The organism is Fictibacillus terranigra (genome assembly GCF_030412265.1).
Lineage (GTDB): Bacteria > Bacillota > Bacilli > Bacillales > Fictibacillaceae > Fictibacillus_C > Fictibacillus_C terrinigri.
In genome coordinates this window covers 1,047,141-1,060,241 of sequence record NZ_JAUHLN010000001.1, presented here as the reverse complement: position 1 = coordinate 1,060,241, position 13,101 = coordinate 1,047,141, and the positions used below count along the sequence as shown (strand labels likewise).

Genomic DNA, 13,101 nt, shown 5'->3' with positions numbered 1-13,101 from the left:
TCGATTAGTTGGTAGATGGAATTGCAGGTGCTCCAGTATGGGCATTCTTGTAGATTGTAAAGATGTCTTCCTCTGATAGAGGCAGCGGGCTTCTCGCCAGTAAGCGTTTTTGTTTCACCGCATCCTTCGTCAGATCCTTGATCATTTCAGAAGGTATTCCATATTCTGCTAGAGTTGTTGGCAAGTCTACTTCTTTCACCAGCCGTAAAAATAAGTCGAAATGATCTTCTTCAACACTGCCGAGGATAGTACGTACCTTGTCCATTTTTTCTGGACAGCTTGAAGCGATGTAAGACATGACGTAAGGAAGCAGAACCGCGTTGGATTCTCCGTGCGGCAGCTTAAACTGGCTGCCAAGCGGATACGCAAGAGCATGCACCCCTGCTACCCCTGCATTAAAAAAAGCAAGTCCGGCAATATAGCTTCCGTGACTCATTGCCTCTCTCGCCTGGCGGTCATCCCCTTGATGAACCGCTTTTTTTAGAGAGCCTGCGATCAGTTCCATCGCTTTAACGGCAAGGGCATCAGTGGCTTCATTCGCCTGGATGGAAACAAACGCCTCAACCGCATGGGTCAGGGCATCGATTCCTGTCGCAGCTGTTATCCTTTTCGGAACCGTCATCGTCAGCTGGGGATCAACAATCGCAGCATCTGCAAGCAAGAAATCATGAGTGACCACATCCTTCGTTCCTTCAAGAGAAAGAACGGCAATATTGGTCACTTCACTTCCGGTACCCGAAGTCGTCGGGATCAGAACTTTGGGCAGTCCTTTATTCGTTAGTTCACGTGTACCTTCCAGGTTAAGATAGTCTTCAACATTGCCTTCATTCTGAGTTACGACGGCCGTCAGCTTAGCAAGATCAAGGGTGCTTCCGCCTCCAAGTCCAATCACACCATCAAAACCACCGCTGCGCGTATAGTCCACCAGCCTTTGTCCGCATGACAGCGATGGCTCAGGTTCTACATCCGTATAAACACTTACGTTATACCCGCTGAGCAATGGCATGAGTTGCTCCTCGACCAGCCCCATCTTTAGCAGCGCAGCATCGGTAACCACCAGCAGATTGGCAGGTTCCCAGTTCTGTAGCTCATCACCAATCTTTTCAATAGAGCCCCACCCCGTATAGGATACTTTTGGAAATTTCAAGCTTGATATCATTTTTTACCTCCTTCTTGCTTCATTTTTCTACTTCGCCTTTCCTATCGGTAATCCTTTAATGATGGCATACAAATGAAGCAGCCGTTTATAGGCTGCTTCATCGTTTTTACTTTAAACCTGCCTCGCCCAATGGCGGTGCTGCGCTACAGCGTGGATAAAGGCTTCGCTATTTCGGCTTTCCAAGATTTCTACTCCAGCTGCACCCGTATCGACCCCCGCCGCTTTCAGAAGGTCAGTGCCTTCACCCGACGCCCCGATGGCTTTGTAGTGGGAAAACGCCTCATTGACAAAGGTTGTTGCTTCTTTCACGGCTTTTAAGCTATTCACACTGTCTTTTCCACCAGCCACATAAACGGCGTCGTAGAGGACCGAATCACTTGTAAGCAGCGTTTGGTCAACTTCCATCTCCTGGCCATCGCTGCTTGAGATCGGGTTAAGCGTCTCACTGACGATTTCCGAAGTGACTCCAGCGTGTTTCAAAGCATCTTTCAGCTCGCTGACTTCCTCAAAATCAAATCCGTCTTCAGCAAGGATCGCCACTTTGCGTGTTGCCGGAGTCTTAATCGTGTTTTCCTGACTTAATGCAGGGGAGGACGCTGTTTCCTGAGAAGGCTGACCACTTGCCGAAACTTTTACACCCACTCCCGCAGCAATCTGTTCGGCAAGTTCAACATCCACGTTGCTGAACAGATTGACAACCTGCTGTTGAACACTCTTACTCTTCACTTTTCCGACTTCAAAACGGAACGCTTTAATAATATGCTTCTTCTCGACTTCCGTCATGCTGTTCCAGAAGAGCCTTGCCTGGCTGAAATGGTCCTTGAAGCTGTCGCTTCGCTGTTGAACCTTGCGGCCTTCGATTTTTTCCTGATAATGAACATAGCCGCCCTCTGCCTCTGCGGCAGGTGCCGGATCGTTATTTTCCAAAGAGTTTTTATGATAAGCTACCGGGCCTTGATTAATCGTCATGCGATGCATGCCATCACGCTGGTTGTTATGGAACGGGCACACAGGACGGTTGATCGGCAGCTCATGGAAATTGGGTCCGCCAAGACGGGAAAGCTGTGTATCTGTATAGGAGAACAATCGCCCTTGAAGGAGCGGATCATTCGAAAAGTCGATCCCCGGGACTACATGTCCCGGATGGAAGGCGACCTGTTCAGTTTCAGAGAAGTAATTATCAGGATTGCGGTTGAGCGTCATCTTCCCGATAATTTTCACGGGAATAAGTTCTTCTGGCCAGACTTTCGTCGGATCGAGTACATCAAAATTAAATGTAAACTCATCTTCCTCATCGATCATTTGTACACCAAGCTCCCATTCAGGGAAATCTCCTTTTTCGATGGCTTCATAAAGATCCTGGCGGTGGAAGTCTGGATTCTTACCGGCAAGACGCTGCGCTTCATCCCAAACAAGGGAATGAACACCCAGCTTCGGCTTCCAGTGGAACTTAACAAACCGGGCCTGTCCCTGGTCATTTACAAAACGGAAGGTATGCACACCAAAACCTTCCATCATACGGTAACTGCGGGGAATGGCACGATCGGACATCGCCCACATTACCATATGAGCCGATTCCGAATTATTGGCAACAAAATCCCAGAACGTATCATGAGCAGTGGATGCCTGAGGAATTTCATTATGCTGCTCCGGCTTAAACGCATGAACGAGATCAGGAAACTTGATGGCATCCTGAATGAAGAAGACAGGGATGTTGTTGCCGACTAAATCATAGTTGCCTTCCTCTGTATAAAACTTTGTGGCAAAGCCTCGCACATCGCGGACGGTATCACCAGACCCGCGTGAACCGGCAACCGTAGAAAAACGGACAAAGACCGGCGTTTTTACAGATGGATCCTGAAGGAAACCAGCTTTCGTAAACTCTTTCATGGATTCATAGACTTCAAACTCACCGTGCGCTGCATAACCTCTTGCATGCACAATCCTCTCAGGAATGCGCTCATGGTCAAAATGAGTCATCTTTTCACGGAAATGAAAGTCCTCCAATAATGTTGGTCCTCTTACACCGGCCTTTAAGGAATGTTCATCCTCTGAAACGCGAAGCCCCTGATTGGTGGTCAGTTTTTTTCCTTTATTATTCACTCTGAATGCCTGAAGCTGCTTCTCCTTCTTATTCTCCCCGCTGCCGCTTGTCGGATCGTTCGTACTCAATGATTATTTCCTCCTTGTATGTTCGTTTTCAAACTATAAATTTATGTAAACACAATAGAACGTTTCCCTTCCTTTTTAAAATTAAACTAGTTTATTAGAATACAAGATCGAATTGGTTAATAAATAAAAAATCAGCCGGAGTGGCTGACTATGGTCGTTTTCTGTTCATTTGATTTTTCTTAACGATCGATCTCACCGCTCCTTCGATTTCCTGATACCCCGTACAGCGGCATATGTTGGAATTGAGCCACTCGGCAATTGTATCGTCATTGGCATCCGGAACTGTGTTCAGCATCGCGTGGCAGTTCATGATAAATCCCGGAGTGCAGTACCCGCATTGAAAGGCAAAGTGCTCAACAAAGGCCTGCTGGATAGGTGTCCCTTTCAAACCTTCAATGGTTGTAATCTTTTTGTTCAGACTTTCCACTGCGAGCATCAGGCAGGATTTCATCGCCAGACCATCGATGTTAACAGTGCAGGCACCGCAGTCGCCGTTCAGACATCCCGGCTTCGCTCCCGATAATCCCAACTTCTCTCTTAACACGAACAGCAGAGTATCCGTTGGCTTCAAGTGCACTGCCCGTTCTTCATCATTAACGTTTAAGACGGCTGACAAGCTCCTTTCTGCAGTCATCGATGATCCTCCTCCAGCTCCCTTAAAATGTCAAAGAGTGTATTTTTCAGTACAAAGAGCCGGTATTCCGATGACCCCTCCACATCATCCAGAACCGGTTTGGGTAGGTGCTGCAGAGAAGCAAGGATCCGCTCCTTTATCCTTCCATTCTCATTGAGCGCCTTTTCCATTTCACGAGATCGAAAAGGAAAAGGACTTACTCCGCTGAACGCCACTCTAATGCCCTCTTCAGCTTTTATGGCGGCAATGGTTACAAGAGGATAGCCAGTGTCCCATTGCGGCCGCTTTTTCACACAGCGATAAGGAACGTTTAAATAGCGCTTCTCTGTCTGAAGCTGAACAAGCAGCTCCCCTTTTTTCAGTCTTAGCGTCTTATTGAAAAGACTCATGATATGCTCTGTCCTGACGCCATTCATGCCAGCAGCCACAATTTTGCTGTCTGTTAATAGAAAGGGCAGCACCGCTTCACGATAAAAGATCTGCCCGCAAATGTTCCCACCAACCGTAATTTTATTTCGAGCCGTATGATCAGCTACGCCGCTTGCTGCTTTGCTGAGAAGCGGAAATCCATTATTCTCCTCTATTGCTGTCAGAGTAAGACCGGAACCGGTGACAAAATAACCTTCCTGAGTTCCCAGTACCTCACATTCCGGAATCGCTTTGATGTCAATAACTGCATTCGTATACACAAGATCCAATCGCCCCAGTGTAATGATCTCTGTTCCGCCGGAGTAGTAGAGAGGATGCTTCTCTTCCCGGTCCAAGGCATGATAAAGCTGGACAGCTTCCTCTATGCTTTTCGGCTGATAGTAATCAAAGTCAAATGAAAGCATCGCTGAATCCTTCTTTTTTCTTAACTCTCCATATCAGCTCAGGAGTAAGCGGGAGTTCGTTTAACTTTACACCAGCAGCGATGGAAAGCGCGTTTCCAAGAGCCGCGGGCATGCCCAGGATTCCATGCTCACCTGCTCCTCTTGCGCCATACGCAGCATCAACCTGTGGGGTAACGACAAAGTCAACAACATAATCCGGATGTTCACTATATCGGATCGGCCTGTACGTTCTGAGCTGTGAGTTCATGACTCTGCCGAACTCATCGAATTTAAAGGTTTCCCTGCTGCCAAATGAAAGACCCATGCTCATCGCCCCCATCACCTGGCCCTTAGCGGCCATTTCGTTCAAGACGGTCCCAATATCGACAACGGAAACCGCCCGGATGATCCGGTACGTCAAATCTCTTTTATCAAATTCAACCTCGACCGCCTGAGCGCCTACAGACCATTCCGGCCCCGGTTTTCCTGCGCCTGTTTCTTTATTCATATGGGTTAGGTGCCGAAGATTGTAATGGCCCCTTCCAATAATCTGGCCGCCGATCGCATTGCCGTTAGGGAACGTATATCCGTAGGCAATATCCTTCACATCGATTCCGATGCTTGGATCGTCCCGTAAAAACACCTTGCCAAATGCTACCGTCAGATCTGATGCTTTTGCCCGCAACACACAGGACGCGATGTTTTTCAGCTGCCGGATTACATCCTCTGCCGCTTCCAGGACTGCCCTTCCCGCTAAAAAAGTACCCCGGCTGGCTACGGTTTTCCAGTGTTCGGGGGTGCTTTGGGTATTCACTTCCATCTGAACATGGATCTGGCTGATTTCCATCTTCATCCGTTCTGCCAGAATTTGTGCCAGCACCGTTTTTGTTCCGGTACCGATCTCAATAATTCCAGACATTAAATTGATGCTGCCATCAGGGTTAAAGGTTAAAATAACACCAGATCCGGCATCTGATTCGATGGTGGAGGTTTTCCAGATGCAGCTCACGCCTTTTGCACGGATTTTGTTATTGCCGATGTCTTTGGCAACCCCTTCATCCCAATCAATGATTTCTTTCAAACGGCGGATGCATGCTGGAAGGTTCCCCACATTGCTCTTGTTCAAGGGCACTTGCGTTGGTGTAGTGTCCCCCGGTTTAATCGCATTTTTATATCGAAGAAGGAGCCGGTCCATGCCAAGTTTTTCAGCTAAAGAATCCATTGTCCGTTCGATTGCAAACAGAAGCTCGGAATGACTGAAGCCTCTGAAAGGCGCCGCATATGGATGGTTTGTATACATGCAAAGTGAATTGCACCAGACGTTATCGATATCATAAGGGCCCGTGCAGTCTGCTGCTGCAGCCTTGCTGAGATCTGCCGCTTTGTCGGAATAGGCTCCCCCATCAAATAGGAAAAGAAGCTCGGCGGCTTTGATCTCACCCTCCTCCGTGCTTCCTAATCTCACTCTGGCATCCAGTCCGATATGGACTGGTGAAGTGAGTATATCCTCCTCACGGCTGTTAAGCAGCTTTACCTTTCTCCCGCCTGCCGCTTTGCATGCCAAATAGGCGAGCAGTTCAAGCTGGATGGAGGCTTTGCCGCCGTAACCGCCTCCTACAAACGGAGTTTCCACGATTACTTTCCCTATATCAACCTCAAAGTACTCATGAATCAGCCGTTTGATCATAAAAGGAGCCTGGGAAGAAGACGTGATGACGACGTCCCCGTTCGATCGAATCTCACACATAGAACACCTTGTTTCCATGGCCGCATGATCAGAGGGTGAAAACGAAAAGTATTCTTCCACTGTTACTTCACTTTCTGCCCACCCTTTCTCCATATTTCCTTTCCGGATCTTTGTCTGGTTTGCGATATTGGTGCCAGGCACCGGGTATACTCTTTCTTCTTTTTGATAGGTCCCTAATTGTTCGTGTACGAGGGGAGCGTCCTTTTTCAAAGCTTCTGTCGGATTATTGACAACGGGCAATGGTTCATATTCGATTTCAATCAGATCCGCAGCCTTTTTAGCCAGATGAGGCGTATCAGCTACAACAAGTGCAACTGCCTCGCCGTGATACCTTACTCTTTCGGTTGCCAAAGGCGGACGGTCACGAATTTCTTCACCTGTAAGCGGAAAACGCTCCCCGGCAAGAACGGCCCGCACACCAAATACATGAGACGCCTTTTCTGTTTTAATGCTCTTGATTCGGGCGTGGGCATAAGGGCTGACGACCAATTTGGCATGGAGAATACCTGGCGAAGAGTCATCCGCCGTATATTTTGCCTTGCCTGACACTTTATCCCAGGCTTCTTGCCGGATTACACTTTTTCCAATGTAGTCCACGGCTATCCTCCCCCCGCATCTGTTCTTTGACCTCCTTGTAATCTTCTTGAGTATCAACATCTGAAAAAAGAGCAGGGTTACTGTAATGAACGATCTTGCCATTTAAATATTTATTAGTTCTAAAGATATGGCGTGCACCATGGTCTCCGGATATTCCTTTCACCTGTGCTGCCAGGTGCCTTGAAAAAACCACCGGTGGCCTCATTCGTTTTTGATGGCATGCTGCCACAAACGCCAATGGGGATTCTTTGTTAAAGTAAACGATCAGTTCATTGATCATTTCTTTCGTAATAAAAGGCTGGTCCGCAAGAAGTACGATGATTCCGTCGGGTAAAAGCTCTTCTGCTTTTTTTATCCCGGCAACAAGAGAAGAAGACTGTCCCTGTACTGAATCTTTACATGTCAGCTGACTCCATTTTCGGTGATAAGGACTTTTATGGAATGAGCAGTCCATCCAGTCGAGGCGATCATCCTCTCTCGTCACTACAATAGTATGGTCGATCAACGATTGAACAGCTGCCCGGAACGCCCAGTTTCCCAGACATTCCGTGCCTAACTGAAGCCACAGCTTCGGGAAACCCATCCTCTCGCTCTTGCCCGCCGCAAGAAAAACAGCTACAATCTTTGCTTCTCTCATAAAATACTTCCTTCAGACCGCTTTTCCAGCCGATAAACCGAGATCAGCTCTGCGAGAATGCTTACTGCAATCTCATGGGGACCTGATGAACCGATAGGAAGTCCTATCGGTGAAGAGAGGAATGCTGGTATTTGTTTCGTTTCCAATAGCCCCTCTGTCCTGTTACGCGGCCCGAGCACACCAACATAGCGAAGATTTTCTTTGAGAATCAGAGACAGAAATTCTTTGTCTTGCTGAAAGTTGTGGGACATGATTACCGCGAAATCTTCAGAGTTAAGAGCAAGCTTATCAAAAAGCTCTGAAGGAAAACCAACGATTAAGTGATCCGCAAAAGGAAATTCATCATGGTTGCATAACGCCGAACGCCAGTCACAAACGGTTACAGACCATCCCGTTTCCGATGCCAATTTAGCCACCGCCTTCGCATCTTCTCCCGCTCCGAAAATGACCAGCCGCCGCTTGGGTTCAAACCGATACGAAAAGACCATGTGTTCTCCATTCGTTTTAATAAGTCCGTTTTTGATAATGGTTTCCTTCTTCATCTCTTTATTAAAGAAATTTTTAATGATTAGCCGCCTGCCATCACTCAAACATTCCTTGCGATGCAGAACTGTCCTTCCCTCTTCCAGGGACCGTCTCACATCAAGAAGCTGGCCGCGAAGATTTTCGTCTACCCTCTCCACTAAAACATAAAGCATCCCGCTGCAGCCCGATCCCGTTCCCCATAAAAGGTCTTCATCACTTTTTTGGTTATAGACAACAAATTGCGGCTGGCCGTCCAACAGAACCTGTCGGCTTCTTTCCTCCAGATCGCTTTCTACACACCCTGCACTGATCATTCCCGTTTTGCCGTCTTGATGAAATAGCAGCATCGCCCCTTCCTTCAGGTAAGAAGAACCTTCCACGTGAAGGAGTGTGGCGATTACACAATGCTCCTTCAATCCTTGTAATCTGTCAGCTATCTCATAAAATTGCAACTCTATGTTCACCCCCTGTAAGGCATCCTGCGAAATCACCTTTCAGTGAACGGAATCAACCTCATCAGCATGATTATATTCATGAGGAGCACAAACTTAGAATAGGGGATTTTTTCTCCTAAAAAACTTCACAATCCTGCCTCACAAATTTTATTGACACCCCATTACCATCCGTTTACAATGAGAGGCGAATCATTGAGAAAAAAATTTCAAGCCATAAAAAGGATACCGAGACCTTTACTGAAGGGCATCAGTAAAGGTTTTTTCACTTGATATTGTTACTGGAGGTACATTGCGTGTTAAAAAAATGCATGAGCTTTTTTAAGCTCGGACAGGCTACCATCGATCTTAAACTCGATTCCTATGAATTAAAGCCTGGAGACAAGGTCAACGGATCTTTTCTTCTTAAAGGAAGATGGATGAAACAAATTATCAAACGGCTCGAATGTGACCTGATTATTCAGAACGAAGAAGATCATACAGAGCGTATGATTGAATCCGTCACTACCATCTATATGTCTAAAGAGCTCCCCCCCGATGGCAGCATCGAAATCCCAATGTCCTATCAATTGCCCGAAAACCTTATATGCTCCTCCCCGACGGTTACGTACCGCCTCCAAACACGTCTCATCTGCGAAAACACCCGCTGTGTTGATCATGACGAGATTACAATCTGCAGTTAAAATAAAAATCCAGCCGTTTACATCCGGCTGGATTTATTTTGTGTTTATTTTCATTTGATGTTTTGTCATTAATCTCATTCCGCATTTGCACTGCATGCTGTGCTTCAGGTATTTAATCTCACTATGGCATTTGGGGCATTCGGTATGTTCGGCAGCAGCCATGATCACAGTCCTCACTTTTTATGATTTGTTTCTGCACTCGTTGCATAAACCATAGAATTCCAACGTATGATGGTCCACGACATAATCCGTTAATCTTGAAGCTGCAGATTCTACTTCAATCAATCTCGGGTAATTGAAATCGACAATCTTATGGCAAGATTCACAGATCACATGGTAATGCTTTTCGCCTGCTACTTCATATTTGCTGCTGCCATTACCAAAGGATAACTCGTTGATGATGCCTAAGTTTACAAATGATCTCAGATTATTATAAACCGTAGCCAGTGTAATGAACGACGGAAGCTGCCGATGAATTTCTTCAGCCGTTAAATGCTGCCCCGGAGAGATGATCGTCTGTAAAATAAGCACCCTTTGAGGGGTGACCCGCAAGCCGCTTTCTTTTAACTTTTGTTTGGTCAATTGCTCCGCATCCACGGTCAACATCCTCTTTTTTCTTAGTTTGGAAACAAGTATCCGCTCGTCAGCGGATACTTGTTAATTGAGAATTCATTATGACAATTGAGAAAAAAGTCGAATTAAAGCGCTTGTTGCGGAATCGCTAAACCAAGTCCATCCGCAATTCTTTTCCCATATTCAGGATCTGCTTTATAGAAATGCTGGATCTGACGAAGCTTAATTTCTTCTTTTTCGACCGGCTTCATCGCTTCCACAATGTTGTTCACCAGCCGTGTGCGTTCTTCCTCACTTAATAGGCGGTACAAGTCTCCAGCTTGTGTATAATGATCGTTATGATCATAGCCAACACTTTCGGCAACGCCGTATACAGGATAAGCGGCCTGTTTATTTTCAGGTGTTTCTTTAGGGCCTCCGAAGCTGTTCGGCTCATAGTACACTGAACCTCCGCCATTGCTGTCGAAACGCATCTGCCCGTCACGCTGATAATTGTTCACTTCATTTTTAGGACGGTTGATCGGGAGTGCCTGATGATTTGCTCCTACTCGGTAACGGTGGGCATCCGAATAGGCGAAAAGACGGCCTTGCAGCATCTTATCGGGTGAAACGTCGATACCGGGCACCAGTGTTCCTGGTGAGAAGGTTGCTTGTTCCACTTCTGCAAAGTAGTTTTCCGGATTTTTATCCAGCACCATTCTTCCCACTTCAATCAGAGGGTAATCCTTTTGTGACCATACCTTGGTGACATCAAATGGATCGAAGCGATACGTATTGGCATCTTCCAGCGGCATGATTTGAACATACAGTTTCCATGCAGGGAAATCACCTTTTTCAATCGCGTTAAACAGATCCTCCGTGTGGTAGTCAGGGTTCTCCCCTGCAATTTTAGCCGCTGCATCCGGAGCCAGATTTGCTACACCCTGCTCTGTTTTAAAGTGGTATTTGATCCATACGCCGTCTCCTTCAGCATTAACCCATTTAAATGTATGGCTGCCGAAACCGTGCATATGACGCAGGGTTGCCGGGATACCGCGGTCGGACATCAATATAGAAACCTGATGCAGGGATTCAGGTGAAAGCGACCAGAAATCCCATACGGCGGTTGGATTTTTCAGATGGGTTTTCGGATCTCTTTTTTGTGTATGGATGAAATCAGGAAACTTAATGGCATCTCTGATGAAAAAGACCGGTGTATTGTTCCCGACAAGATCATAGTTTCCTTCTTCTGTGTAAAACTTAACTGCAAAGCCGCGAGGATCACGGACAGTATCTGCAGATCCATTTTCACCTGCAACGGTGGAAAAACGTACGAAAAGAGGAGTGCGTTTTCCGACCTCAGATAAAAAAGCAGCTTTCGTATACTTTGTAACATCCTTTGTCACTTCAAAATATCCATGAGCCCCTGCACCTTTCGCATGAACTACACGCTCAGGCACTCGTTCTCTATTGAAATGCGCAAGCTTTTCCAATAGATGAACATCCTGGATCAAGGTAGGACCGCGTGAACCTGCTGTGATGGAATTTTGATTATCTCCTACTGGTGCTCCCCAACTGGTCGTCAAATGATTCTTATTCGTCAATTGTATCCCCCCAAAAGTTATTTAGAATTATTATAAATATAATGATAACACTTCTCAGTAAAAAATCAATACTTTTTTATAATTATTATTAATAAATAACTGAAATTATGTAGGATTTCTCAAAAAAGTGCCAAATAAATATTTACGAACACCTGTTCTTATGTTAATCTATAAAAGAAGGCGCGGATGGTAGCCGCACCTCCCCCGAATAATTCTCTTTGGCCAGCTCGATTAATCAGCTGGCCGCTTTTTTTTTCCCTCGAATATAACGTATGCTGCAGATGCAGGAATTTTGCCTTAATCTATACTTTTCATAAACTCAGTATCTAATTTGTTCTAGACAATAAAAACCCCCTCTTCCAAAATGAAGAGGGGGTGCACATGCTATCCTTTAAAAACTTCAGATACGATTTCATAGGATTGCAATCTTTCTTGATGATCAAAGATTTGAGCATTGACAATCATTTCATCTGCTTGTGTTTCATCGAGGAAAGCCTGAAGTTTTGTTTTAACCGTGTCTGGTGTTCCGATGATGGTCGTTCGAAGCGATTGTTCAACGGAAGCTTTCTCATAATTGGACCAGATCCCATCCATTGTTTCAACTGGCGGCTTGAGTTTGGAAGGAATGCCTCTGACAAGATTTAAGAACTGCTGCTGCATGGAAGTTGCCAGATAAGCGGCCTTCTCCTCTGCATCAGCCGCTATCACATTAACTCCTACCATAGCATATGGCTTGTCCAATGCCTGTGAAGGTTTAAAGTTTCTGCGGTATACATCAAGGGCAGGCAATGTATTGTCGGGAGAGAAATGGCTCGCGAATGAAAAAGGCAAACCCAGCTCCGCTGCCAGCCGTGCACTGAACCCGCTTGAACCAAGCAGCCAAATCGGAATGTCCAGCCCCTCGCCAGGGATCGCTCTCACCGGATTGCCTGATCCGTCAGGTTTTAAGTAGGCGCGAAGTTCATCCACTTGCTCCGGGAAATCCTCCCCGTTGCTCATGTTTTCCCGCCTGAGAGCTTTAGCCGTCACTTGGTCGGTTCCTGGAGCTCTCCCTAATCCAAGATCAATTCTGCCAGGAAACAAGGATTCAAGCGTTCCGAACTGCTCAGCAATGACCAACGGGGCATGGTTCGGCAGCATAATACCGCCGGATCCTACGCGGATTGTCTCCGTTCCTCTTGCTACATGTCCGATAACAACAGCGGTTGCTGAGCTTGCGATTCCAGGCATGCTATGGTGTTCTGCCAGCCAATAGCGGTTATACCCCCACTTTTCTGCGTGCTGTGCTAAATCAAGGGTGTTTTGAAGAGATTCTGAAGCGGTTCCTCCCATGACGATAGGAGAAAGGTCCAGCACAGAAAATGGCATATCTTTCAGCTGCTTCTTAGCAGTTGGTGAATTTTCCTGGGACATGATGGTAGTCCTCCTTTCAAACGCCTTGCTATAAAAATTTCAGATAAGGATGTATTATTCTAAACCTTACTTTTGATTGTAACAACAAAATGTAAAGTATCTAAATTTTATGCT

General features: G+C 46.3%; 11 protein-coding genes. 1 reads left to right on the top strand and 10 read right to left on the bottom strand.

What is annotated here, in order from left to right; all coding sequences use genetic code 11:
- Positions 1-4: 4 nt before the first annotated feature.
- The 7 genes from QYF49_RS05320 to QYF49_RS05290 form a co-directional block, all read right to left on the bottom strand.
- Positions 5-1,159, bottom strand: coding sequence for an iron-containing alcohol dehydrogenase (locus QYF49_RS05320; protein ID WP_290398564.1), 1,155 nt, complete (start codon positions 1,157-1,159; stop codon positions 5-7).
- A gap of 111 nt (positions 1,160-1,270) precedes the next feature.
- A complete protein-coding gene (locus QYF49_RS05315; RefSeq protein ID WP_290398563.1) occupies positions 1,271-3,331 on the bottom strand; it encodes a catalase in 2,061 nt (686 codons plus the stop codon).
- Positions 3,332-3,479: 148 nt separating this feature from the next.
- Positions 3,480-3,965 carry a (2Fe-2S)-binding protein gene (locus QYF49_RS05310; RefSeq protein WP_290398562.1) on the bottom strand — a complete coding sequence of 162 codons (486 nt, stop codon included), beginning with the start codon at positions 3,963-3,965 and terminating at the stop codon, positions 3,480-3,482.
- Positions 3,962-4,798, bottom strand: coding sequence for an FAD binding domain-containing protein (locus QYF49_RS05305; RefSeq protein WP_290398561.1), 837 nt, complete (start codon positions 4,796-4,798; stop codon positions 3,962-3,964). The genes QYF49_RS05310 and QYF49_RS05305 overlap by 4 nt, the downstream gene beginning before the upstream one ends.
- A complete protein-coding gene (locus QYF49_RS05300) occupies positions 4,785-7,121 on the bottom strand; it encodes a xanthine dehydrogenase family protein molybdopterin-binding subunit (protein WP_290398560.1) in 2,337 nt (778 codons plus the stop codon). Before QYF49_RS05300 ends, QYF49_RS05305 begins: the two co-directional genes overlap by 14 nt.
- On the bottom strand, positions 7,075-7,758 hold the full coding sequence (locus QYF49_RS05295) for a nucleotidyltransferase family protein (protein ID WP_290398559.1): 684 nt from the start codon (positions 7,756-7,758) through the stop codon (positions 7,075-7,077). Before QYF49_RS05295 ends, QYF49_RS05300 begins: the two co-directional genes overlap by 47 nt.
- The gene (locus QYF49_RS05290) at positions 7,755-8,735 is read right to left on the bottom strand and encodes an XdhC family protein (protein WP_290398558.1); all 981 of its coding nucleotides are present in this window, start codon (positions 8,733-8,735) and stop codon (positions 7,755-7,757) included. Before QYF49_RS05290 ends, QYF49_RS05295 begins: the two co-directional genes overlap by 4 nt.
- Positions 8,736-9,031: 296 nt before the next feature.
- On the opposite strand from QYF49_RS05290, the gene QYF49_RS05285 reads away from it, so the two are divergent.
- On the top strand, positions 9,032-9,418 hold the full coding sequence (locus QYF49_RS05285) for a sporulation protein (protein ID WP_290398557.1): 387 nt from the start codon (positions 9,032-9,034) through the stop codon (positions 9,416-9,418).
- A gap of 180 nt (positions 9,419-9,598) precedes the next feature.
- On the opposite strand, the gene QYF49_RS05280 is transcribed toward QYF49_RS05285, so the two are convergent.
- From QYF49_RS05280 to QYF49_RS05270, 3 genes are all read right to left on the bottom strand, one after another.
- Positions 9,599-10,024, bottom strand: a complete 426-nt coding sequence (locus tag QYF49_RS05280; RefSeq protein WP_354005798.1) for a Fur family transcriptional regulator — start codon at positions 10,022-10,024, stop codon at positions 9,599-9,601.
- 92 nt (positions 10,025-10,116) lie between these two features.
- Positions 10,117-11,574, bottom strand: coding sequence for a catalase KatA (katA, locus tag QYF49_RS05275; protein ID WP_290398555.1), 1,458 nt, complete (start codon positions 11,572-11,574; stop codon positions 10,117-10,119).
- Positions 11,575-11,958: 384 nt separating this feature from the next.
- Positions 11,959-12,987: an LLM class flavin-dependent oxidoreductase gene (locus tag QYF49_RS05270; RefSeq protein WP_290398554.1), complete on the bottom strand. Its 1,029-nt coding sequence runs from the start codon at positions 12,985-12,987 to the stop codon at positions 11,959-11,961.
- Positions 12,988-13,101: the final 114 nt, after the last annotated feature.

Coding starts and splice junctions, on each gene's coding strand:
- QYF49_RS05310 (WP_290398562.1), bottom strand. CDS start 3,965: ATGACTGCAGAAAGGAGCTTGTCAGCCGTCTTAAACGTTAATGATGAA.
- QYF49_RS05305 (WP_290398561.1), bottom strand. CDS start 4,798: ATGCTTTCATTTGACTTTGATTACTATCAGCCGAAAAGCATAGAGGAA.
- QYF49_RS05280 (WP_354005798.1), bottom strand. CDS start 10,024: ATGTTGACCGTGGATGCGGAGCAATTGACCAAACAAAAGTTAAAAGAA.
- QYF49_RS05295 (WP_290398559.1), bottom strand. CDS start 7,758: ATGAGAGAAGCAAAGATTGTAGCTGTTTTTCTTGCGGCGGGCAAGAGC.
- QYF49_RS05320 (WP_290398564.1), bottom strand. CDS start 1,159: ATGATATCAAGCTTGAAATTTCCAAAAGTATCCTATACGGGGTGGGGC.
- QYF49_RS05270 (WP_290398554.1), bottom strand. CDS start 12,987: ATGTCCCAGGAAAATTCACCAACTGCTAAGAAGCAGCTGAAAGATATG.